This window comes from Pantoea rwandensis, assembly GCF_000759475.1.
GTDB classification, from domain to species: domain Bacteria; phylum Pseudomonadota; class Gammaproteobacteria; order Enterobacterales; family Enterobacteriaceae; genus Pantoea; species Pantoea rwandensis_B.
This window is the reverse complement of record NZ_CP009454.1, coordinates 1867076-1890481: the sequence shown is the minus strand read 5'-3', so window position 1 is coordinate 1890481 and position 23406 is coordinate 1867076. Positions and strand designations below refer to the sequence as shown.

Sequence of the window (23406 nt, the reverse complement as noted above, 5' to 3'; positions counted from 1 at the left end):
TTCGAATGTAGCGGGAATCAGGATTCGCTGCTCTGCTTGCGACGCGCGGCATCGCTGTTGCGGCTCAGCCACAGTGATACGGCTTTGAGCGAGTCGTCGGTGAATTCATCGCAGCGTGCAGTGATCTCTTCTGGCGTCATCCAGAACACTTCATCCACTTCTTCTTCCTGCATGGCAAATGGGCCATGTGACACACAGCTAAACAATCCGCCCCAGACGCGGCAGTGCTCATCTTCGAAGTAGAATTTACCATGTTCGGCAAACGGCACTGCGGCGATCCCTAATTCTTCTTCCGCTTCACGGCGTGCAGATTCCAGCAGGTCCTCACCACTCTGTACCACGCCACCGGCGGTCGCATCGAGCATACCCGGCATGAAGTCTTTGATTTCAGTACGACGCTGCACCAGAATTTTGCCCATACCATCATGCACCACGATGTAGGTCGCACGATGACGCAAATTCTGCGCACGCATCTGCGCACGGCTAGCTTGCGCAATGACTTCGTTCTCTTCACTAACGATATCAACCCACTCGATACCGCTATCTGCCGTTTGATCCACCATCCGTAACCCTTTTCTGTTTTCGGCGTGCCCAGCACGCGCCTGTTTGCGATGCCTTATTAGAATGAGCGGTAAGGTAAAGCGTTCTTTTCGCCTCCGCAAGGCTCTTCGTGCTTAGCGCGATTTGCCTGATTCGGCCAGCCACAATTGCACTGACGCGCGTTGCCACTGAAACTCGGCGTAATGCTGCAATTTCACCGGTAACGTGTCGCCATGCAGTGCCAGGCGGTTAATCATCACCGCCAAATCGGTGTCAGCAATCGACCATTCCCCAAACAGGTTTTGTTGTCCATCCGGTAGCAGGCGCTGAACCGCCGCAATCAATTTGCTGGCCGCCTGCTCGCCTGCCGGAGTTAATGGCGCAAAGCGCTCGCCGGCAAACAGCACTTCCGTCGGGCGTTCAGCACGCAGCGCCATTAAATCACTGCGCAACCACGCCTGCACTTCACGCGCATGCGCACGCTTTTCACGATCGCGCGGATAGAGACGCTCAAATTCAGGGGCCGGAAAACGCTCTTCAAGGTATTCAGCAATCGCTGAAGATTCATTGAGCACCAGATCATCAATTTGCAGCGTGGGCACGCGGCAGGTGAGCGACAGCGCGCGATAGTCATCATCAAGCTGTGCGTTTTGCGCTAAGTCCACGCGTTTCAGGGTGAAGGGAATGCCCTTCTCGGTGAGTGCAACGTAGACCGACATAGCGTAAGGACTAAAAAAGGATGCATCGGACCACAAGGTGATGGATGGATAGTTCATCGGCTGCCTCAATAAGCATCAGGTGTGCTTTCTATTTACCGATTTTTATTTGTTAAGGCAATGGTGTGCTGGTCGGATCTTTGACCTTAAGGCCAACACAAACTTTCCCTTTTTCTTCATTAGCGTAAGCGCTGTCACGCTATCCGTGCGCTTCTCTTCTATGATCAGTCTGAGCAGAAAATAAATTACAAGGAGGCTCAGCATGCACCTGCTTATTACCGGTGGCACAGGTTTGATAGGCCGCCATTTGATACCGCGTCTGCTGTTGCTCGGACATCAGGTGAACGTCGTCACCCGAGATGTCGCGGCGGCACGGGACAAACTGGATCCTCGCGTTTCGCTGTGGTCCGGTATCAATCAGCAAACCGATCTCGACGGTATTGATGGCGTGATTAATCTGGCAGGCGAGCCGATCGCCGATAAACGCTGGACCGAACAACAGAAACAGCGGCTGTGTGAAAGTCGCTGGCAGATTACCGAACAAATCGTTTCGTTGATCCACGCCAGCAGCAATCCACCGCATTTTTTAATTTCCGGATCCGCGACCGGTTTTTATGGTGATACCGGCGATCTGGTATTAACGGAAGATGATCCTGGTCACGATGAGTTTACCCATGCTCTCTGCGCGCGCTGGGAGCAACTGGCGCTTAACGCACAGAGCGATCGCACCCGCGTATGCCTGTTACGAACTGGCGTAGTGTTAGCCGAGGAAGGCGGCGCATTGGCGAAAATGAAGCTGCCGTTCAAGCTGGGTGTCGGCGGCCCCATTGGCAGCGGTAAGCAGTATCTGCCGTGGATTCACATTGACGATCTGGTTAACGCCATCATCTGGCTGATCGACAATAACCACCTGAACGGACCGTTCAATATGGTTGCGCCTTATGCGGTGCGCAATGAGCAGTTCGCCGCCACACTCGGCCACGTGATGCATCGACCGGCGTTTATGCGCACGCCTGCCAGTGCGATTAAATTGATGATGGGCGAATCCGCCGTGCTGGTGCTGGGTGGGCAGCATGTTTTGCCGAAACGGCTGGAGGAGTCGGGTTTTGGCTTCCGTTGGTATGATTTGCAGGAAGCGCTGCAGGATGTGGTCTGATAAACAGACGGCGGCCCTGAGCCGCCGTTTTTTCGCTTAGCTGCGTTGTTCCGCTACTCGCGATTTCACCGCCCTCTCTTCACGCGTGTGTCCCGGCTGCGGCACGCGAATGATAAAGGTCAGCACCCCCGCAAATACGTACAGCGCGGTGTAAGCCCATACCACCCCGACAATATCAAAGAACGGCAACATCACTGAGGCGATAGCCGGAGCCACGAAATTGCTCAGGCCCGCCGACAGGTTATAGATCGAGACGGCGGCACCTTTGTGATGCGGCTCCAGCGTCGGAAATACCGCCGTCATCGGTACAAATGCCGCCACAAAGATCCCCAGCATCACTGCCGGAATCAGCGCCACCCAGAAGTTGTGACCGGCATACAGCGGCAGGTAGTAAAACATCAGGCTGGAGATCGCCATCCCCAAACAACCGAACCAGCGTACCTGACGGATCCAGCCTAGCTTCTCACCGGTAATGCCCCAGAAGATGTTGGTGAAAATGGTGACAAAGAAGAACACTGCCCAGATCTGCAGCCATTCAGAGATGGTGAAGCCGAGACGATCGACAAACAGCAGTGGCATGATGATGGCAAAACCAAACAGCGACAGCGTGTTGATGATGCGAATCAGGCAGGCATAAAACACATGCTGATTGGTGAACAGGATGGTCACGGCCCGCGACATCTCGGTCATTTTGTCACGCATCGGCAAATTCACACGTGAGCGATCCACCGGCACGTTGCGCAAGCTGAAGTACGCCAAAATACCGCCACAGGCCACCCAGATAATCGCCAGCCACAGTGTCCCGGTTTCTCCCAGCATCGGGATGGTCAGGCTTGGCAAATAGCTGCCAACCACGCCGATGCCGACGGAATACATTGCCCAGAACCAGCCGGTTGCTGCTGCCAGTTTCTCACGTGGTAAGACCTGCACCAGCATCATCATGAACGAGTAGATAAACAGCGGATAAGCCAGCCCGCGGATGCCATAGAACAGCACCATCAGCGGGTAGTTGCGCAGGCCAAGCCCCAGCGACATAAACAGCGCATGCATCACGATCCACAGCACAAAGCCAATCATCATCGCGCGCTGCGGGGTGATCAGCTCAGCCACCACGCCAGACGCCCAGGCCGCCAGCGCCGCCGCTAAACCATAAAAGGTAAACACCACCGCAGATTGCGCAGGCGTAAAGCCCATGTCGGTGATATGGCGCGACAGAAACGCCATTTCGAAGCCATCACCCGCCATGAAAATCGCGATAGCGAGGAAGCCCCAGAACATCTTTTTCGGTAAGCCAAACCAGTATTCGTTCGATTGCATCACCATCACCTTCTGTTCGGTAAGCCGTTATGCAGGCAGCAAGCTGCGCACCTGTTGTTGTTGGATGTAGAGTTCGCGGAACAGACGCAGCCGCTGTTGCAGCACCGCACCGCGCGTCACGTCCGGTTGGTAGCGCGCCTGTACCGCCGGTTTCAGACACACCTCATGCTCAAGACCGCCATCCGCCAGCCACGCTAAACGCGCGGCGCCCAGCGCACCGGATGCGCTGGCCGGATGGGTGACGATAGGCAGTTGCAGCACATCGGCAATCAGCTGTGCCCACAGCGTGCTACGCGCACCACCGCCGGTCAGGCTGCATTGCTGGATGTGATGCTGAGCGTCACCGAGTACGGCTAACCCATCCGCCAGCCCAAATGCCACACCTTCAATCACCGCATAGCCCAGTAAGGCACGCGGCGTTTCGTGGCGTAGATTGAAGAAAGAACCGGAGGCGTCAGGATCGTTATGCGGTGTGCGCTCACCTGACAGATAAGGCAGGAAAACCGGTGCGCGGCGCAGTTGTTCATCATTGAGCTGTGCCATCTCCTCCATCAGTTGGCTTTCGCTTACCGACAGCAGATTGCACAGCCAGCGCAGACAACTGGCGGCGCTGAGCATCACACTCATCTGATGCCAGCGGCCCGGTAGCGCATGGCAGAAGGCATGCACACCGGACTGAGGATCGGCCTGTAAGCGATCGTTCACCACGAAGATCACACCGGACGTGCCCAATGAGATAAAGGCATCGCCCGGATTCACTGCACCCACGCCGACCGCTGAAGCAGCATTGTCACCGCCACCACCAGCCACCGTCACCGAAGTGGATAAGCCCCATTCGCTTGCCAGTGCCGGTTGCAAGCGGCCACTCACCGCGCTGCCTTCTACCAGCTCAGGCATCTGCGCGCGCGTCAGTCCGGTAATAGACAACAGTTCATCAGACCAGTCACGCTGAGCCACATCCAGCCACAGCGTACCGGCAGCATCGGAAGGCTCACTGACAAAGCGCCCGGTAAGGCGCCAGCGCAGGTAATCTTTTGGCAGCAAGACCTTATCGATGCGGCTGAAGATCGCTGGCTCATGTTCAGCCACCCAGCGCAGTTTCGGCGCGGTAAAGCCGGGCATGATCATGTTGCCGCTGATCGCCATCATCTGCGGATAGCATTTACGCAGCACATCACACTGCGGCGCACTGCGTGTGTCGTTCCACAAGATGCATGGACGCAACACCTTGCCGTCCGCATCCAGCAGCACAGCGCCATGCATCTGACCGGATAAGCCGATAGCGCGAATCTCGGCCCACGCATCAGGGGATTGATGACGCAATCCCGCCAGCACCTCGGTGCAGGCTTGCCACCAGCGTTCGGGATCCTGTTCTGCCCAGTGGGGATGTGGGCGCTGCACAGCCAGCGTGGCGTGCTGAGACGCCACAATCTCGCCGTCTGTATTAACGATCAGCGCTTTAAGTTCTGAGGTGCCGATATCGATGCCGAGATACATGATTACACCGCCGCCAGTTCTGGCTGTTTCAGCCACTGCTGCAAACTCTCAACACGACGCGTCACCAGCGCATGAAAAGCCTTGTCGTTGGCCAGTTCCGCAAACAGCGCGCTGTCACTCAGGAAGGACGCCAGCGGGTCAGCACTGGCGAATTGTTTACGCAGCGCATCGGCCTGTAGCGCGCCATCCTGATAGGAATACGGCAGATCGTCATTGGCCCAGCGCTGCATAAACAGGAAGAACAGCGCAGGAATCACCGCCGTTGCAGTGGGCTGCGCGCCGCGCTGGTAGCACTCTTGCAAGGTTGGCGTCACCATGCCGGGAATTTTGGACAGGCCATCAGCGCCCACGCGCTGATTGGTGTCTTTGATGTATGGGTTGCTAAAGCGGGCCAGCACTACGTCGCGGTAATCGGCTAAATCAAGCGGGCTGGGCGACAGGGAGGGAATGACATCCTGAGTGACGTAGTCATGCGCCAGTTGATAAATCGCCGGATGACGTGTGCTGTCATCGATATAGTTCAAGCCAATCAGCGTGCCCGCCCAGGCAATCGCGGCATGCGTCGCATTGAGGATGCGGATTTTCGCCTCTTCCCACGGCAGCACCGATTCCACCAGCTCAACGCCGACCTTTTCCAGCGCCGGACGCCCGGCAATAAAGTCATCCTCAATCACCCACTGAATAAAGGACTCCGCCATCACCGCTGCGCGATCCTGTTTGCCGGTTGCGGCTTGCACGCGCTCCGCCACATCCGGCGTAGGGCGCGGTGTGATGCGATCGACCATGGTATTCGGTGAAGTGGTCTGTGTGCGCACCCAATCTGCCAGCGCGGTATCGCCTTTGGCCGCAAGGAAGGCGAGGAACCCCTCACGGAAACGCTCGCCGTTATGGCGCAGGTTGTCACAGTTCAGCAGTGTGACTGGCGCGCCGCCCTGCACAACACGCTGCGTCAGGATACGGCTGAGTGCGCCATAAATAGTGCGGATATCGCCGCTCAGGTCGGCCTTCACGTCTGCCTGGTTAAGATCCAGGGTGAATTCAGGCGTCAGGTAGTAACCCGCTTCAGTCACGGTAAAGCCAATTACACGAGTTTCCGCATTGGCCCCCTGCTCAACCAGCGCGCTGATTTCACTGTCCCACGGCAAGATTTTGCGCAGCGAAGTGATAGTTTCATAGTCGCGCTCACCTTCAGGCGTCACGGTTTCCAGCACATATTCGCCGTTCTGCGCCGCTAACTGATTGAGCAGCGGTACAGCGTCATTGCGAATATTGCCGAGCGCGATGCTCCAGCTTTCGTCTCCCTGCTCGCGCAGTTTATGCAGATACCACGCCTGATGTGCCCGATGAAATGATCCCGCGCCGATGTGCATCCACACTGATTGATTGGTCATAATCGCCTCAATTAAACATTTGCCACAAACAAGGGCATTTGCCCGATAGCCAGTAGCATAGTGCGCGTGGTGAGGATCTTTCTGCGAGCCTTATCACAAATAATACTTTTGCTCTTTTCTAGGGCTTTTGCTCAGTTAGTGCTTTTCGTAAAACACGCGCTAAGATGACGCATCGATTTTGACGGAATAGCGTGATGAGCAGAGAAGAGAAAAAGCAGGAGCTGGCCGCACGTGCCGCGTGGATGTATTACGTTGCAGGCGTAACACAGCAGGAGATTGCGCAGGCATTGGGATTATCACGTCAGGTCGCACAGCGCCTGGTCTCCAGCGCACGTGAGATGGGCATGGTGAGCGTAAAAATCGATCATCCCGTCACGCACTGTTTGCAACTGGCACGCGAGGTGCAGGAGAAGTTTGGCCTGGATCTGTGCCGCGTAGTGCCATCGGCCAATCTGAATGATGACGCCATTCAACAAATGCTGGCGGTAGGAGGCGCGGCGGTGATGTCACAGTTTATCAATGAGGAAACGCCGCAGGTGTTCGGCATTGGTTCGGGCAAGACGCTACGCTCAATGATCGATGCATTGCCGTGGGTGGATCGCCCGCAGCATCAGTGCGTTTCGATGATTGGGGCGATTGCACGCGATGATTCCGGTACCCGCTACGATGTGCCATTGAAAATGGCCGAAAAGATGCAGGGCAAATATTTCTTCATTCCTGCGCCGCTCTACGCCGACACACCACAGGATAAAGCGATGTGGGTGCAGCATCAGGTGTATCAGCGCGTCACCGATCGCGCATTGCAGGCGGACGTGGCCTTTGTTGGTATTGGGGAAGTGATGCCGGGTTGTCCGTTAAATGCCGAAGGTTTTATCACCGATGCGCAGGTTGAAGCGCTGAACGCGCGCGGCGTGGTGGGCGAGATGCTCGGTCATTTTTTCAATCAGCAAGGTGAGCGCGTGTGGGGCGAAACCGATGAGCTACTGACCAGCGTATTGCTGGAGAGCCAGACACAGCGCAAGATTATTGGTTTTTCCGGCAGCGAGCGGAAGTACCCGGCGATTCGGGCTGCATTGCAGGGTGGCTGGGTATCGGGACTGGTAACTGATGAAGATACGGCGCTGAAGTTAATGCGAGAGTAACCGTACGCGCACCATTGCCTCATCTCGCCCGTACGATTATCGGCCAAATGCGCATCGATGCTTCATCTCGTCCGTACGATTATCGGCCAAATGCGCATCGATGCCTCATCTCGTCCGTGCGGTTATCGGCCAGGTACGCATCGATGCTTCATCTCGCCCGTGCGGCGATTGGCCAGGTGCGCATAGTGCGCACCCTACATTGGTAGGGTCGCCATTGATGGCGACCTGGTCGATTACTTCAGCGATCCCGACAGGAACTGCTGCAAACGCGGGCTTTTCGGGTTGCCGAAAAGTTCATCTGGCGAGCCCTGCTCTTCAATCTTGCCCTGATGCAGGAAAATCACGTGATTGGAAACATGACGAGCAAACTCCATCTCGTGCGTCACTACCACCATGGTTTTGCCCTCTTCAGCCAGTTTCTGCATGATGCGCAGCACTTCGCCGACTAACTCGGGATCGAGCGCAGAAGTCGGTTCATCAAACAGCAGCACTTCCGGCTCCATCGCCAGGGCGCGGGCAATGGACACACGCTGCTGCTGACCGCCAGAAAGATGCACCGGATATTTAGCGCGCGCACGCTCATCAATGCCGACTTTATCCAGATATTTAATCGCACGCTCACGCGCTTCGGCTTTGCTCAGCCCAAGCACCTGGATTGGCGCTTCGGTGACGTTATCCAGCACCGTCATGTGGCTCCACAGGTTAAAGTGCTGGAACACCATGGTCAGACGAGTGCGCAGTGAACGCAGCTGCTCTTTGTTGGACACTTTCAGCTGTCCATCGGTATCACGCACCAGATTGATTTGCTCGTTGTTGACCGAAATGGTGCCTTCGCTCGGCTTTTCGAGGAAGTTAATGCAGCGTAAGAAGGTACTTTTCCCGGAACCGGACGAGCCAATAATGCTGATCACATCGCCGGCATTCGCCTGCAGTGATACGCCTTTCAAAACTTCATGTTCACCGTAACGCTTGTGCAGTTCGGTAACGCTTAATTTGTTGTCAGCCATAGTGATACTCAATGCGATGAAGAAGGTTTCACGTGCGCCAGGAAGCGGCGTTCCGCCTTGCGGAACAGGCTAATCAGCACGTAAGAGATAATCAGATACAGCACCGCAGCGATGCCAAACGCGGTAAACGGCTGGTAGGTCGCCGAGTTAATATCACGCGCGATTTTCAACAGATCCGGCACCGTGGCAGTAAATGCCAGCGCGGTGGAGTGCAGCATTAGGATCACTTCATTACTGTAGGCTGGCAGCGCGGTACGCAGCGCCGACGGCAGAATGATGCAGCGATACATTTTAAACGGGGAGAAACCGTAAGCGCGTGCTGCTTCAATTTCGCCATGGGGAACTGCGCGAATGGCACCGGCAAAAATTTCGGTGGTGTAAGCGCAGGTGTTCAGCGTAAAGGCCAGCAGCGTACAGTTCAGGCCGCTGCGGAAGAAGGCATTCAGCAGCTCCGATCCTTTCACCACTTCCAGCGTATACATGCCGGAATAGAATACCAGCAGCTGGACATACAGCGGCGTACCGCGGAACACATAGGTGAACAGCCAGACGGGCGTTGAGATATAACGATTCGGCGATACACGCGCAATCGCCAGCAACACCGCCATGCAACCGCCGATCACCACGGAAAGAATCAACAACCACAACGTAATGGCGACGCCGGTAAAACGGTAACCATCGGTCCAGAGCAGCTGTTTCCAATACTCCTGAATAATATCGATCATAGCTCTGCCCTTTTCACACCCACCGTGTAGCGGCGTTCAAGCCACCACAGCACGCCGTTCGACAGCGTGGTAAACACCAGATAAATCACCCCCGCGACGATCGCGAAGTAGAACGGCTGCCAGGTACTTTTACCCGCCAGCTGCGTGGCTTTCACCACGTCTTCCAGCCCCAGCAGCGACACCAGCGCCGTGGCTTTGAGAATCACCTGCCAGTTATTACCAATGCCTGGTAACGCAAAACGCATCATCGCCGGGAACAAAATACGACGGAAAGTTTGCGAACCGGTGAAACCGAAAGCGGTAGCCGCTTCAATCTGCCCTTTTGGCACAGCGAGGAAAGCACCCCGAAAGGTTTCGGTGAAATAGGCACCATAGATGAAGCCAAGTGTGATGATACCGGCCACCATCGGATCGATATCAAACTGCGCCATGCCCAGCGCATCAGTGACCGTATTGAGGGCGATTTGCAGACCGTAGAAGATCAGCAACATCAAAACCAGATCGGGCACACCGCGGATTAAGGTGGTGTAGCCTTCAGCAATCATCACCAACAGGCGACTGCGAGAGAGTTTGGCGCCAGCGCCCATTAAGCCAAGCACTAAGGCGAGCACCACCGAGCTGAGTGCCAGCTCAAGGGTCACCAGGGTGCCTTTTAGGATTACTTCAGAATAGCCATACAGCATGGGTTCGATCCTGTCGTGAGGGAAAATAACAAACGCTGCCCAACTAACGGACAGTCCTGACCAGGATTTGAATCACAGGGTAGATGGCGGCAAGCGTATGAACCCCGGGAGTTTACATAAGTAAGCGCCCGGAGTGAATAGTTATGACCAACCCTGCTGCAAATCAATCATCAAGGTCAGAAAACAGGACAATTAATCGCCGTATACGTTGAAATCAAAGTACTTCTTCGCAATCTTGTCGTATGTGCCATCTTTACGCATGGCATCAAACGCTTTATCGATGGCCGCTTTCAGGTCGGCATCATCTTTGCGTAAGCCCATACCGGTACCCACACCAAAGATTTTGTCATCTTTAACTGCGGGACCCGCAAACGCATAGTTTTTGCCAACCGGCTGTTTCAGGAAGCCCTCACTCGCCTGCACTTCATCCTGGAAAGCCGCATCGATACGACCTGCATCCAGATCCTGATACACCAGATCCTGGTTGGCGTATGGCGTCACGGTGACACCCTTAGGACGCCAGTTTTCGTTCGCGTAGGTTTCCTGAGTGGTGCCCTGCAGCAGACCGATGTTTTTACCTTTCAGCGATTCAATGGTCGGTTGCAGGCTGGAACCTTTCTTCGCCACTAAACGTGCATTGGCGGCGTAGAGTTTTTCAGAGAAGGCGATCTCTTCCTGACGTTTCTCGGTGATGGAGAGAGAAGAGATGATAGCGTCGATCTTCTTCGCTTTCAGCGACGGGATCAGCGCATCAAAATCACTTTCCACATAAGTACATTTGGTCTCGATACGCTTACAGATTTCGTTCGCCAGATCGATGTCAAAGCCGACTAACTGGCCTTGTGCATTCTTGGATTCAAACGGCGGGTATGTCGGGTCTGTCCCGATGCGCAGCGTTTTTGGTACCGCAGCGAACACGCTCGCAGCGCTGGACATGGCCAGCATCAGGGAAAGAGCCAGAACTCGCTTTTTCATAGGTAACCCTCAAGTGAAGTGCTTATTGTTATATGGTCGTGATGTGTGTTTGCGCTGAATGATTTGCAGGTTTCATGCCAGTTATGCAAAACGGCGAAAGCGTGCTCAGGCGCACTAAATACCGCGCCCTTCAGGGGCGCAAGCACTTAGTTTGTGAGGGAAATATAACAGCGGCGTGAGGAAGAAAAAGCGACATTGTTAACTTTTGGTGCACAAGATGCACGAAGAGTGATCGGGCACGCGAAATTGCACACAGTTAGTGCAAAATTGCACCATTATGCGCCATGCCAACGGGTAAACAGGTCTTGCGGCAGCTCAATATCGAATTGATCAATGACGCGATTGACGGTTTGATCGACCAGATCTTCAATTTTTTGTGGGCGGTGATAGAAAGCGGGCACCGGCGGCATGATCAGGGCGCCCAATTCCGCGGCAGTGGTCATCATGCGTAAATGCCCAAGATGCAGCGGCGTTTCGCGCACGCACAGGACCAGTTTACGCTGCTCCTTCAGTACTACATCGGCGGCGCGCGTCAGCAAACTATCACTGTAGCTGTGCACGATGCCGGAAAGGGTTTTCATTGAACAGGGTAAAATCACCATGCCGAGTGTCTTGAAGGAACCGGATGAGATGCTGGCCGCGATATCACGTACGTCATGCACCACATCAGCCAGTGCTTGCACATCACGCAGGCTGTAATCCGTTTCCAGCGATAACGTCTGACGCGCAGCCGGACTGATCACCAAATGGGTTTCCACATCGGCCAAAGGTTGCAGCACTTGCAACAATCGCACGCCGTATATCGCGCCACTGGCGCCGGAAATACCAATGATCAGTCGTTTCATTATTCAGCCCTACCCGTTCAGATTGCGGCAATGATAGCCGCTCACTGAACAAAAATACAAAAACAAACAGGGCGGAGTCTCCCCCGCCCTGTTAAAGATGAGCACCACGAGGCCGTTAGCCTTCGTTATGCAGCTCCAGACCTTCCACTTCGTTCTGACGCTGAATCGCTTTCGCATCGTCATTACGCAGTGACTGCAAATACTCGAGGTACTGCTGGTCGACATCTTTGGTGACGTAAACGCCGTTGAATACCGAGCACTCAAACTGTGCGATATCCGGGTTCTCTTCACGCACTGCTTCGATCAGGTCATCGAGGTCCTGGAAGATCAGCGCATCGGCTTTGATCAGCTGACGAATCTCTTCCACTTCACGACCATGCGCGATCAGTTCGGTAGCGCTCGGCATGTCGATGCCGTAGACGTTCGGGAAACGAATTTCCGGCGCGGCAGACGCCAGGTAAACGCGTTTTGCACCGGCTTCGCGCGCCATTTCAATGATCTGCTCAGAAGTGGTGCCGCGCACGATGGAGTCATCGACCAGCAGCACGTTCTTATCACGGAACTCGGCACGGTTGGCATTCAACTTACGGCGAATCGCGCTACGACGCATATGCTGGCCCGGCATGATAAAGGTGCGGCCCACATAGCGGTTTTTCACGAAGCCCTGACGGTATGGCTTGTCGAGAATACGGGCGATTTCCAGCGCGGCATCAGTGGAGGTTTCCGGGATCGGAATGACCACGTCGATATCCAGATCTTCCCATTCGCGGGCAATTTTCTGACCGAGTTTGGTGCCCATACGCACACGTGCGCTGTAGACCGACACCTTATCAAGGAAGGAGTCCGGACGCGCAAAGTAAACGTATTCGAACAGGCATGGGTTGGTTTTTGGATTCTCAGCACACTGGCGCGTGGAGAGCTGGCCCTGCTCGGTGATGTACACCGCTTCACCAGGCGCCACATCGCGGATGAACTCGAAGCCTAACGTATCCAGTGCCACGCTTTCAGAGGCCACCATATATTCGGTGCGACCATCAGCAATCACGCGTTTACCCAGAACTAAAGGGCGAATCCCGTTTGGATCGCGGAACGCGACTAAACCATGGCCAATAATCATCGAAACCACTGCGTAAGCGCCGCGCACCTGTTGGTGCACTGCCGCTACCGCAGCAAAAATGTTGTCAGCTTCCAGCGGGTCATGCTGGAAACGGTCGAGCTCCTGCGCAAAGATGTTCAGCAGGATTTCAGAATCAGAGGTGGTGTTAACGTGACGGCGACCCACTTCGAACAGATGCTTACGCAGTTCGTGCGCGTTGGTCAGGTTGCCGTTGTGCGCCAGCGTAATGCCATACGGGGAGTTTACGTAGAAAGGCTGCGCTTCAGAAGCGCTGGAGCTGCCCGCGGTTGGATAGCGAACATGGCCAATCCCGATATTACCCTGCAAACGCTGCATGTGGCGTGCTTCGAAGACATCGCTCACCAGGCCATTCGCTTTACGCAGACGGAAGCAGTTAAGCGCATCGATGGTACAAATGCCGGCGGCATCTTGCCCGCGGTGCTGCAGCACCGTTAACGCGTCATAGATCGACTGGTTTACTGGCATAAAACCGGTGATACCAACAATACCGCACATGTTGTCATTTCCTCATTGGCCGCACTCCCGGTGGCGTTACCGGGGTATAAAACTGGACGTGCTTTTCAGGTAATCGAAAAACCACCTGATGATGTAACTGAACTGGGGAATGAGTTGCGACTGTTGCCAGTCCGGGCTTTTGGAAAAGCCGGTGAATGTATCGAGGAAGAAGAGCATAGCGGAAACAATCAGCACGCCACGCAACGCCCCGAAACAGACCCCCAACACCCTGTCGGTTCCCGACAAGCCGGTTTTTTCCACCAGCGAGCCGATCACATAGTTCACGATGGCACCCACTATCAGGGTGGCAACGAATAACACCGCTATCGCGATGCCGTTGCGAACCAGTTCGTCGTCAAAACCTGTAAACCAGACTGCAAGGTAGGTGTAGTAATGACTGGCGACAAAAAACGCGCATCCCCAGGTAACGAGAGATAAGGCTTCCCGGACAAACCCACGAATCAGGCTGACCAGAGCCGAAAAACCAACTACCGCAATAATGACGTAATCAATCCAGATCATGAACGCTTCCAACCCAGTGCTTATGCACCCCTGCATCCAGTTCGGGGCGCATTCTAACAGAAAAAGAAAACGTTTGCGTAGGGTTTTCCGGTTCTGTATCCATAAAAAGGGCGATGAAAAAAACTTTCCTCGCCCTGAGTAAAATTAGCAATTTAACTCACTGATATAAAACAGATTTACCACAACATTCTCGCTTAACCGCTTGTGCTATACCGCGCCTTTTACTGCTATCGGCGCGGCTTATCACAGCATTAACGCGTGCCGTACGGTTTCACCACGCCACCGAGCCCGGAGATGCTTTGTAACTCACTCAGCGAACTCTGCAGCTTCGCTTTTGAGGCATCCGGACCCACGTAAATACGCGTGATTTGTCCCTGCACCGGCGTGGATGGCACGGTAAAGGCACGATATCCCGACAGACGCAGTTGCGCCACGATCTCACTCACCTTGTCCGCGTTCTTTAGCGCACCCAGCTGAACCACAAACGCCTGCCCCGCAGGAGCCGCTTCCGGTTCACTCTGTTTCGGTGTTTCGACCGCTTTTGGCTGCTCAACCGGTTTCGGCTGTTCTACCACTTTTGGTTTTGGTTGCTCGACCGGTTTTGGTTTCGGCTGTTCAACCGGTTTAGGTTTGGGCTGTTCGACCACTTTCGGCTTCGGCTGCTCAACCGGCTTCGTCTGCTGATGCACCGGCGGCGGTGTCACCAGCGTAGGCTCGCTGTTCTGCACCGGTTGCGCATTGCCATTGCTGGCCGAGCTGCTGCCTTTACCGTTATCCGGGGTTTGCGCCGTGCTCGCCCCTTCCGGCGGCTGCGCCGGGAGCGGTTGCGTCACCGGCGGCACCATTTCGCTATCCTGCTGATCGTCCGGCTTTGGCACCAGCGGAATCGCCGCGAACTCTTCTTTATAATGCTTTTTCTTGCCGTCGAGCAGCCCCGGCAGCACGATGACGCCAATCGCCACCAAAATGACGGTACCGACTAAGCGATTTTGAAACTTACTTGCCACTGCCATTCTCCGCTGACATCGATTCCATAACCTGTGCAACGGTGTGGAAAGAACCACACACCAGAATCACATCCTCAGGCGCGGCTTGCTGACGCGCGGCCTGCCATGCTGCATCGACGTTATCATACGCATTGCCACCTTCAAGGTGGGCGATCAGCTCATCGGCGGTGGCGCCACGCTGACCGTCAAGCGGTGCACAGAACCAGCTATCCACCTGCGGTGCCAGCGCGGCCAGCGTCCCCGCAATGTCTTTGTCATGCAACATGCCGACCACTGCATGCACTTTACCGCTTTTCGGCAACTCCGCCAGACGCGAAGCCAGATAATGCGCGGCATGCGGATTGTGCGCCACATCGAGAATCACGCGCGGGCTTTCACTCACCGTCTGGAAGCGCCCGGGCAGAATCGCTAAGGGCAGATTTTCGCGGATCACTGCTTCGCTGACGTTGAGTCCTGATGCGCGCAGCGCGGTCAGTGCAGTCGCCGCATTGGGCAACGGCACCTGCGGCAACGGCAGGTCGTGCAGCTCACCGTGTGCGTCCTGTAACGTCCAGCTGTTTTCCTGTTTCTGCCACTGCCAGTCGCGATTAATTTGCAGTAGCTGCGCGCCCTTCTCTGCCGCGACTTCGGCGATGGTGTGAGGCATATCCGCCTCACCCACGACCGCCGGTTTGCCACCGCGGAACACGCCAGCTTTTTCCCGGCCAATGCTTTCGCGATCCGGCCCCAGCCAATCGGTGTGATCGAGCGCAATGCTGGTGATCACCGCAACATCCGCATCCACGATGTTGGTGGCGTCAAGACGTCCGCCCAGACCCACTTCGAGGATCACCACATCAAGATTGGCCTCACGGAACAGATTCAGTGCGGAGAGGGTGCCGAATTCAAAGTAGGTGAGTGAAATGTCACCGCGTCCGGCTTCAATACTGGCGAAGCTGGCGCTGTGCAGCGCTTCATCCAGCTCGGAGCCCTGCACGCGCACGCGTTCGGTGTAGCGCACCAAATGCGGCGAGCTGTACACGCCCACGCGATAGCCCGCTGCCAGCAACAGCGTTTCCAGCGTGCGGCAGGTGGTCCCTTTGCCATTGGTGCCGGCAACAGTAAAGATAAACGGAGCGGGTTTTAGCAGGTCAAGGCGTGCGGCGACGCGTTGAATACGATCCAGACCCAATTCGATGGCCTGAGAATGCAGATGTTCAAGATAATGAAGCCACGTGGCCAAAGGCGACGTGGCTTGAGGAAGCTGCAGAGTGTCCATGTGTCCCGTTTACTCATCTTACACATCGTCATTCAAGCCGCAGCGGCGTGGGCTGCACTCAATCCCCCCCGGTCCCTTACTGAGTAAGCTGCCGGAGGATTCATTCGTTTGCCGCCTTGCTGCAACTCGAATGACAGGGTGTTTACGGTTCATTGGTGAAAAGCGTTAACCACCGCTTTTCGTTGCCTGTCAGGCCTCGTTGCTCTCCGGCACAGCCGTAGAAGGCTGATCACCATCCTGCAGCGGCGCTGGCAGGTTCATCATTTTCGCCAGCAGGCTGGCCAGCTTAAAGCGCATTTCCGGACGACGGATGATCATGTCGATCGCGCCTTTTTCGATCAGGAACTCACTGCGCTGGAAGCCCGGTGGCAGTTTTTCACGCACGGTCTGTTCGATAACGCGTGGGCCGGCAAAGCCGATCAGCGCTTTCGGCTCTGCGACGTTCAAATCGCCCAGCATCGCGAAGCTGGCAGAGACACCGCCCATGGTTGGGTCGGTCAGCACGGAGATGTACGGCAAGCCGCGCTCCTGCATTTTCGCCAGCGCTGCGCTGGTTTTTGCCATCTGCATCAGCGACTGTAACGCTTCCTGCATACGGGCACCGCCACTCGCAGAGAAGCAGATCAGCGGGCAGTTATCTTCCAGTGCCTGCTCAACGCCACGCACGAAGCGCGCGCCAACCACAGAACCCATTGAGCCGCCCATAAAGGAGAACTCAAAGGCTACCGCCACCACGGGCATTCCGTGCAGCGTCCCTTTCATGGCGATCAGCGCATCTTTCTCACCGGTGTCTTTCTGCGCGGCAACCAGACGATCTTTGTACTTCTTGGAATCGCGGAACTTCAGCAGATCCTTCGGTTCCAGCTCGCTGCCTAATTCAACCAGAGAACCTTCATCCAGCATGGTGTGCAGACGCTCACGGGCGTGCATGCGCATGTGGTGGTCGCACTTCGGGCAGACCTCAAGGTTACGCTCCAGTTCGGCGCGGTACAGCACCTGACCACAGCTATCGCATTTGGTCCAGACCCCTTCCGGGATACTGGCTTTGCGCGTTGGCGTGGTGGTGCTTTTATTCAGTATGCGTTCAATCCAGCTCATTGATGACCTTTCTGTTTAATGCTGACCTGGTCCAGTCTTCTTGTGACTGCTGAAATCACCTTCAGCAGGTCGTAAATGTCGCTCATTAAACCACAACCCGTTCACGCTGTGGATAAAAATCTGGTGACGGGCTTACTGTGGCTTCTGCTGACGTGCCTGACGGCGATGGCGCCATACTTCAATCACGCCTGGCAAAATTGAGACCACAATAATGCCCACAATCAGCAGTTTCAGGTTCTCCTGCACCACCGGCAAATCACCGAACAGGTAACCGGCATAGGAGAACAGCAGCACCCACAGCAGCGCACCCGTTACGTTGAAGAGCGCAAAGTGGCGATAAGACATGTGTCCCATCCCCGCCACAAAGGGGGCAAAGGTTCGCACGATTGGTACAAAGCGCGCAAGTATAATGGTTTTGCCACCGTGGCGATCGTAAAACGCGTGGGTTTTATCCAGATAGCTGCGACGGAAAATTTTCGAGTTCGGATTACTGAATAGCTTTTCTCCGAACAACCGACCAATAGTGTAGTTCACCGCATCACCGAGGATGGCAGCAATCACCAACAGCGTGACCATTAAATGCACGTTGAGATCGTTACCGGGCAGAGCCGCCAGCGCACCAGCAACAAACAGTAACGAATCCCCTGGCAGGAAAGGTGTGACCACGAGGCCGGTTTCACAGAACAGGATCAGGAACAGAATGGCGTAAATCCAGACGCCGTACTGCGCCACCAGTTCGGCTAAATGCACATCAATATGGAGAATAAAGTCGATCAAAAAGTGGATGAATTCCATAATGTTCCGGCTCCCAAACATCCTTACTCATTTAAATTAATCTGCGAGGAACAAAGGTCCCAACGCAGGCTGAGGTAACGCAAAGTGGGATGGGTAATCCACCGCCACCAAATACAACCCCTCGGCTTTAGCGGTCGCTGCCGCCAGAGTACGATCCTTTGCCGCCAGCAACTCAGCCATCCAGCTTTCCGGCTGGTTGCCGCAGCCAATCTCCATCAGGCTGCCGACAATATTGCGCACCATGTGGTGCACGAACGCGTTGGCTTTGATATCGACAATCACATAAGGCCCGTAACGCGTGACGTTCAGGTGCATCACGTTGCGCCACGGCGTGCGCGACTGGCACTGCACCGCACGGAACGAGGTAAAGTCGTTCTCGCCAATTAAACACTGACCGGCACGCTGCATTTTCTCGACATCCAGCGGATGATAAAAATGGGTGATGCCGTTGCCAAGAATCGCCGGTCGCAGCCGCTGATTGAAAATCACATAGCGGTAACGACGCGCCGTGGCGCTAAAGCGGGCATGAAATTCTTCCGGCACCGCTTTCACCCAACGTACGGCGATGTCGTCAGGTAAATTGGCGTTCACACCCAGCGTCCAGGCGCTGTCGGCACGCTGCGAGGTGGTTTCGAAATGCACCACTTGCCCGGTACCGTGCACACCGGCATCCGTGCGTCCAGCGCAGAACACCACCACCGGGTGATTCGCCACTTTCGACAGCGCTTTTTCCAGCTTTTCCTGCACGCTGCGCACTTCGTTCTGTCGCTGCCAGCCGTAGTAACGGCTGCCGTCGTACTCAATGCCTAACGCCAGCTTAAATGTCGTTTCTTCAGACAACATTAATAGAAGTACTCCTGCACCAATTTCTCAGCGGTTTTTACCGCCATCAGTGCGCCGCCGAAACGAACGTTGTCAGACACGGACCAGAATTGCAGCAGCTCAGGGAGACCGTAGTCATTACGCACGTTGCCAATACTCAGCGCATCATTACCTGATGCATCGCTGACGGGCGTCGGGTATTCACCGTCTGCGCTGAGGATAATGTCCTCAGCACGATCCAGTTCATCTCGCGCTTCTTCGGCTGACAGCGGACGTAAATTTTCGACATGCACAATCTGCGTGTTGCCGTAAAACACCGGCGCCTGCACGCTGCTGACGGCAATCGGCAAGCCCTCGTCCTGCAGCACTTTGCGCACCTGATCCACCAGACGACGTTCACTCTCCACGCTGCCGTGGCTATCCGCTAGCTGCGGCAACAGGTTGAACGCCAACTGACGACCAAAATAGTGCTCATCTGCCGGTACACCATTCAGCAAGCGCGCGCTTTCGCCCGCCAGGCCATCCACTGCCGCTTTACCGTGGCTGGAAACCGAAATCAAATTGGTCACCTGCAAACGGCTTAAACCTGCAGTATCCACCAACGGTTTGATAGCGCTTAACAGCTGGCTGACCAGCGCATCGGCCACCGTCACGATGTTGCGATTGCGATAATCGGCCAGCACCTGTGGGTTCACATCAGGCACTACCAATGGGACATCCGGCTCCAGCGCGAACAAATCGCTGCTGTCGATCACCAGGCAACCCTGGCTCGCGGCTTCATCGGCGTAACGCGCGGAAGCTTCACGTCCAGCAGTGAAAAACGCCAGCTGAGCCTGAGTCCAGTCAAATTCGGCCGCATCCTTCACATAAAGTGTGCGTCCATCAAAACGCATATTCTCGCCGGCGCTGTTTTCGCTCGCCAGCAGATACAATTCACCAACCGGGAACTGGCGTTCTGCCAGCAATTCCAGTACAGCGTTCCCTACTGCGCCTGTTGCGCCCAATAGCGCAATATTCCAGCCGTCAGACATGTTGGTTTACTCCAGACAATGACATAAAAACAGAAGGCGGTGATGACACCGCCTGACATTTAAGACTTTTCCCGCGCGAAAACGCAGGGGATTGATTTAACTTTACAAACTGGCGCGAAAACCGAGCTTTTCCAGCATCGCGGCGCTTTCGGCATCATCACATTTTACCTGTAGCGATGACCATTCACGACGCTCTTCATACTGCTTGCGCAGGCGATCAAACTCGCCCGGTTTGGCAGCCACTTTTCTCAGTGGGGCATCGTCGCGGCGCACATCATACACCAGGTGCACCAGTCGTTTCAGCGTTGGCTGATCGAGCTTGCCGTGCAGCGTAATGGTGCCAAATTCCGGTGCAGGCAGCAGGCTCTCCAGCGCCACCTGTTGCGGCTGACCGATAAACGCGCACCAGGCTTCAAATACTTGTGTCGTGCCGCGCGCTTTGCCTTCCAGCGTATAGCCCGCAATGTGTGCCGTGGCGATATCCACTTTATCCAGCAGATCGAGGTTCAGATCCGGCTCCGGCTCCCACACATCCAGCACCACGCTGAGGTCGCTGCGCATTTTCAACACTTCCAGCAGCGCGGCGTTATCCACCACCGGGCCACGGCAGGCATTGATCAGGATGGTGTTGGGTTTGAGTGCCATCAGCAGTGCCATGTCGGCCAGATGCCAGCTTTTATAGGGGCCGTCTTTAAACAGCGGCGTATGGAAGGTCAGAATATCGGCCTGTGCCACCAGCTCATCCAGCGAGTGGAACCTTTCCTGATCGCCACGATCCGCACGCGGCGGATCGCACAGCAGGGTTTTCACTCCCCAGGCTTCAAGACGTTTATGCAAACGACCACCCACATTGCCAACGCCGACAATCCCCACGGTACGATCGCGCAGTTCAAAACCATCGCGCTCGGCCAGCAGCAGCAATGAGGAGAAGACATACTCCACCACCGCAATCGCGTTACAGCCCGGTGCCGCCGAGAAGGCGATTCCAGCGGCCGCCAAAGAAGCATCGTCCACATGATCAGTGCCAGCCGTGGCGGTACCCACGAACTTCACCGGCGTACCAGCCAGCAGCTCAGCATTCACTTTGGTCACCGAACGCACCATCAGTCCGCTGGCATCCTGCAACTCTGCTTCGGGTAACGGACGTCCAGGCACGGCCAATACTTCACCGGTGCGACTGAAGAGTTCACGAGCGTAAGGCATGTTTTCATCGACGAGAATTTTCACTGCGGCGGTCCTGTCTGCTGAGGCGTTTGAGGCGCGTATTCTTACATATACCCGTCATACTTCAAGCCACAGATACGTTGGCTGCGTAGATACCCTCCGTTACTGACCGAGGCCCCACACCTTTGCCGCCTTTCTGCGACGCGAATGATTTCAGGTCTAACCCATTTCAACTTAACCGGCTGCGGTAGCGATCCGGCGTGGTGCCGGCCTGCTGCTGGAACATCACAATCAGCGCTGATGACGAGCTATAGCCGAGTTCGTGTGCAATGCCCTGCACGCTGCAGCCCTGCTCCAGGAGTGCAATGGCCCGCAAAAACCGTAAACGCTGGCGCCATTCGCTGAAAGACATTTTCAACTGCTGCTGACAACGTCGCGCCAGCGTACGCTCGGTGGTGAACACGCGCTTCGCCCATTGTGCCAGCGTGGTGTTGTCACCGGGATTTTCTTCCAGGGCACGCAAAATCGGCGCGAGGAATTTGTCGTCCGACAGGGGCAAATAACTGGTGTGCACCGGTGCCTGGCGCAGACGATCAATTAAGACTTCACACAATCGCCAGTCCGCTTCGATCTGAGGTTGTTCCAACTCGCGCTGCGCAAAGTCATCCATGATGGCGTGCACAATCGCATCAACGTGCAGCAAACAGGCATTGTCGGGCATCCCCGCACAGAGATCGGCGGCGAGGTTGAAGGTGCGAAACTGGGCATGGCAATGGTTATAGCTACTGTGCCGTTGTCCTGGCGGGATCCAAATCGGCATATCAGCTGGCGTTAATAACCGTTCCCCCTCCACTTCCATTTCAAGCACGTGGCTGGTGACGAAAATCACCTGACCCCAACTGTGAAGATGCGGCAGATATGCGGTTTTCGCGTTAGCCTGCTCGTAGCGCATAAAATAGCGCAGCAGCGGTGCATCAATCGGCGGTTGATACTCGATCTGTAAATTCATTCTGTCCGGTCACTAACGAATGTTGTCCGATTTTAACTATCTGGTTTAAACCGGTCAAATGTAAACTATTCGCGATTAAACTCAGGAGCCGTACGATGAATTTACTGTTTCCGCTGATCGCGGTGATGATCTGGTCGATCAACACCATCGTCAGCAAACTCTCTGCCGGGAGCATCGATCCTGCCGCCATCTCTTTTTATCGCTGGTTGCTGGCACTCATTGTGCTCGCCCCCTTCAGCCTGCCCGGCGTGTGGCGTCATCGCCATGCCGTGAAGGCCAACCTGTGGCGATTATTGGTCCTCGGCTTGTTGGGCATGGTGCTATATCAAAGTCTCGCCTACTATGCCGCGCACAGCGTATCGGCGGTGATGATGGGCATATTGGGTGCCACGATTCCGCTGCTGACCATTCTGCTCAGCCTGTTCGTTTTGCGCCTTGCACCGACGCGCGGCATTTTAATTGGTGGCCTGTTGTCCTTTGCCGGTTTGGTCTGGCTGGTGAGTGAAGGGAATCCGGCACAGTTGCTGAATCAGCGTCTTGGCAACGGCGAGTTGATGATGCTGGCGGCTTCCACCTCGTATGCGCTTTACGGTGTGCTGACCAAACGCTGGGCGATCCCTCTGCCGACCTGGCAGAGCCTGTACGTACAGATTTTCTTTGGCGTGTTGCTGTTACTGCCTGGATTCTTGCGCGCACCGGACGTTACGCTGAATCTGCATAACATTCCGCTGGTGCTGTTTGCCGGGCTGTTCGCGTCCATTATTGCGCCATTCTTGTGGATCCTTGGCGTGCAACGTCTGGGCGCCAGTACGACAACCATTTTTATGAATTTTGTACCCGCGTTTACCGCCATTATCGCGGTGATGTTCCTGCATGAGCAGTTGCACGCTTATCACTGGATAGGTGGCGGGATGACCTTAGTCGGTGTGATTATGGCGCAACGCCTGAAAACACCCCTGCGCAAGCCACGTGAGTCGACCGTTCCCGATCCTGCCACCTGATTTTATTGTCCCGAAAGGCCGCAGCCCCCGTGGATTTCCCGGGGGCTTTTGTTATCATATGGCCTCTTTTTT

At 55.4% G+C, this 23406-nt stretch carries 23 protein-coding genes; 3 read left to right on the top strand and 20 right to left on the bottom strand.

Annotated elements, in window-relative coordinates:
* Positions 1-17 precede the first annotated feature (17 nt).
* Both yfcD and yfcF read right to left on the bottom strand, forming a co-directional pair.
* Entirely contained in the window at positions 18-563 is a 546-nt protein-coding gene (gene yfcD / locus LH22_RS08680) for an NUDIX hydrolase YfcD (RefSeq protein ID WP_038645719.1), read from the bottom strand.
* Positions 564-674: 111 nt separating this feature from the next.
* Positions 675-1316, bottom strand: a complete 642-nt coding sequence (gene yfcF, locus LH22_RS08675) for a glutathione transferase (RefSeq protein WP_038645717.1) — start codon at positions 1314-1316, stop codon at positions 675-677.
* 202 nt (positions 1317-1518) lie between these two features.
* Here yfcF and LH22_RS08670 point away from each other — a divergent pair, with 202 nt between their 5' ends.
* Positions 1519-2412, top strand: coding sequence for a TIGR01777 family oxidoreductase (locus tag LH22_RS08670; protein WP_038645715.1), 894 nt, complete (start codon positions 1519-1521; stop codon positions 2410-2412).
* Positions 2413-2448: 36 nt separating this feature from the next.
* Here LH22_RS08670 and LH22_RS08665 read toward each other — a convergent pair whose 3' ends face one another.
* Genes LH22_RS08665 through dalD form a run of 3 tightly spaced genes read right to left on the bottom strand, consistent with a single transcriptional unit; the run spans position 2449 to position 6617 of the window.
* Complete coding sequence (locus tag LH22_RS08665; protein ID WP_038645712.1) at positions 2449-3729, bottom strand: MFS transporter; 1281 nt, start codon at positions 3727-3729, stop codon at positions 2449-2451.
* Positions 3730-3756: 27 nt separating this feature from the next.
* On the bottom strand, positions 3757-5226 hold the full coding sequence (gene xylB, locus LH22_RS08660) for a xylulokinase (RefSeq protein ID WP_038645710.1): 1470 nt from the start codon (positions 5224-5226) through the stop codon (positions 3757-3759).
* A gap of 2 nt (positions 5227-5228) precedes the next feature.
* On the bottom strand, positions 5229-6617 hold the full coding sequence (dalD, locus tag LH22_RS08655; RefSeq protein ID WP_038645707.1) for a D-arabinitol 4-dehydrogenase: 1389 nt from the start codon (positions 6615-6617) through the stop codon (positions 5229-5231).
* Between the two features lie 194 nt (positions 6618-6811).
* On the opposite strand from dalD, the gene LH22_RS08650 reads away from it, so the two are divergent.
* Positions 6812-7759: a sugar-binding transcriptional regulator gene (locus LH22_RS08650; RefSeq protein WP_038645705.1), complete on the top strand. Its 948-nt coding sequence runs from the start codon at positions 6812-6814 to the stop codon at positions 7757-7759.
* A 233-nt stretch (positions 7760-7992) separates the two neighbouring features.
* Here LH22_RS08650 and hisP read toward each other — a convergent pair whose 3' ends face one another.
* The 15 genes from hisP to LH22_RS08575 form a co-directional block, all read right to left on the bottom strand.
* Complete coding sequence (hisP, locus tag LH22_RS08645; protein ID WP_038645703.1) at positions 7993-8766, bottom strand: histidine ABC transporter ATP-binding protein HisP; 774 nt, start codon at positions 8764-8766, stop codon at positions 7993-7995.
* A gap of 8 nt (positions 8767-8774) precedes the next feature.
* Positions 8775-9491: an ABC transporter permease gene (locus LH22_RS08640; RefSeq protein WP_034825106.1), complete on the bottom strand. Its 717-nt coding sequence runs from the start codon at positions 9489-9491 to the stop codon at positions 8775-8777.
* A complete protein-coding gene (locus tag LH22_RS08635) occupies positions 9488-10174 on the bottom strand; it encodes a histidine ABC transporter permease HisQ (RefSeq protein WP_038645701.1) in 687 nt (228 codons plus the stop codon). Before LH22_RS08635 ends, LH22_RS08640 begins: the two co-directional genes overlap by 4 nt.
* Before the next feature lie 192 nt (positions 10175-10366).
* Positions 10367-11149: a lysine/arginine/ornithine ABC transporter substrate-binding protein ArgT gene (gene argT / locus LH22_RS08630; RefSeq protein ID WP_034825110.1), complete on the bottom strand. Its 783-nt coding sequence runs from the start codon at positions 11147-11149 to the stop codon at positions 10367-10369.
* A 275-nt stretch (positions 11150-11424) separates the two neighbouring features.
* On the bottom strand, positions 11425-11994 hold the full coding sequence (locus LH22_RS08625; RefSeq protein WP_038645698.1) for a UbiX family flavin prenyltransferase: 570 nt from the start codon (positions 11992-11994) through the stop codon (positions 11425-11427).
* A 115-nt stretch (positions 11995-12109) separates the two neighbouring features.
* Entirely contained in the window at positions 12110-13627 is a 1518-nt protein-coding gene (gene purF / locus LH22_RS08620) for an amidophosphoribosyltransferase (protein WP_034825114.1), read from the bottom strand.
* A 36-nt stretch (positions 13628-13663) separates the two neighbouring features.
* A complete protein-coding gene (cvpA, locus tag LH22_RS08615) occupies positions 13664-14149 on the bottom strand; it encodes a colicin V production protein (RefSeq protein WP_034825265.1) in 486 nt (161 codons plus the stop codon).
* Positions 14150-14400: 251 nt separating this feature from the next.
* Positions 14401-15156 (bottom strand): cell division protein DedD, encoded by a 756-nt coding sequence (gene dedD, locus LH22_RS08610; protein ID WP_038649982.1) that lies wholly within the window; start codon positions 15154-15156, stop codon positions 14401-14403.
* Positions 15146-16414 (bottom strand): bifunctional tetrahydrofolate synthase/dihydrofolate synthase, encoded by a 1269-nt coding sequence (folC, locus tag LH22_RS08605; protein WP_038645695.1) that lies wholly within the window; start codon positions 16412-16414, stop codon positions 15146-15148. Before folC ends, dedD begins: the two co-directional genes overlap by 11 nt.
* A 189-nt stretch (positions 16415-16603) precedes the next feature.
* On the bottom strand, positions 16604-17512 hold the full coding sequence (accD, locus tag LH22_RS08600; RefSeq protein WP_034825118.1) for an acetyl-CoA carboxylase, carboxyltransferase subunit beta: 909 nt from the start codon (positions 17510-17512) through the stop codon (positions 16604-16606).
* A 132-nt stretch (positions 17513-17644) separates the two neighbouring features.
* Entirely contained in the window at positions 17645-18307 is a 663-nt protein-coding gene (locus tag LH22_RS08595; protein ID WP_034825120.1) for a DedA family protein, read from the bottom strand.
* A gap of 36 nt (positions 18308-18343) precedes the next feature.
* Positions 18344-19150 (bottom strand): tRNA pseudouridine(38-40) synthase TruA, encoded by an 807-nt coding sequence (gene truA, locus LH22_RS08590; RefSeq protein WP_097116567.1) that lies wholly within the window; start codon positions 19148-19150, stop codon positions 18344-18346.
* Positions 19150-20160: an aspartate-semialdehyde dehydrogenase gene (locus tag LH22_RS08585; protein WP_038645693.1), complete on the bottom strand. Its 1011-nt coding sequence runs from the start codon at positions 20158-20160 to the stop codon at positions 19150-19152. Before LH22_RS08585 ends, truA begins: the two co-directional genes overlap by 1 nt.
* A 102-nt stretch (positions 20161-20262) precedes the next feature.
* Positions 20263-21387: a 4-phosphoerythronate dehydrogenase PdxB gene (gene pdxB, locus LH22_RS08580; RefSeq protein ID WP_038645691.1), complete on the bottom strand. Its 1125-nt coding sequence runs from the start codon at positions 21385-21387 to the stop codon at positions 20263-20265.
* A 166-nt stretch (positions 21388-21553) separates the two neighbouring features.
* The gene (locus LH22_RS08575; protein WP_038645688.1) at positions 21554-22333 is read right to left on the bottom strand and encodes an AraC family transcriptional regulator; all 780 of its coding nucleotides are present in this window, start codon (positions 22331-22333) and stop codon (positions 21554-21556) included.
* A 95-nt stretch (positions 22334-22428) separates the two neighbouring features.
* Between LH22_RS08575 and LH22_RS08570 the strand changes: the two genes are divergently transcribed.
* Positions 22429-23334: a DMT family transporter gene (locus LH22_RS08570; RefSeq protein WP_038645686.1), complete on the top strand. Its 906-nt coding sequence runs from the start codon at positions 22429-22431 to the stop codon at positions 23332-23334.
* Positions 23335-23406 lie beyond the last annotated feature (72 nt).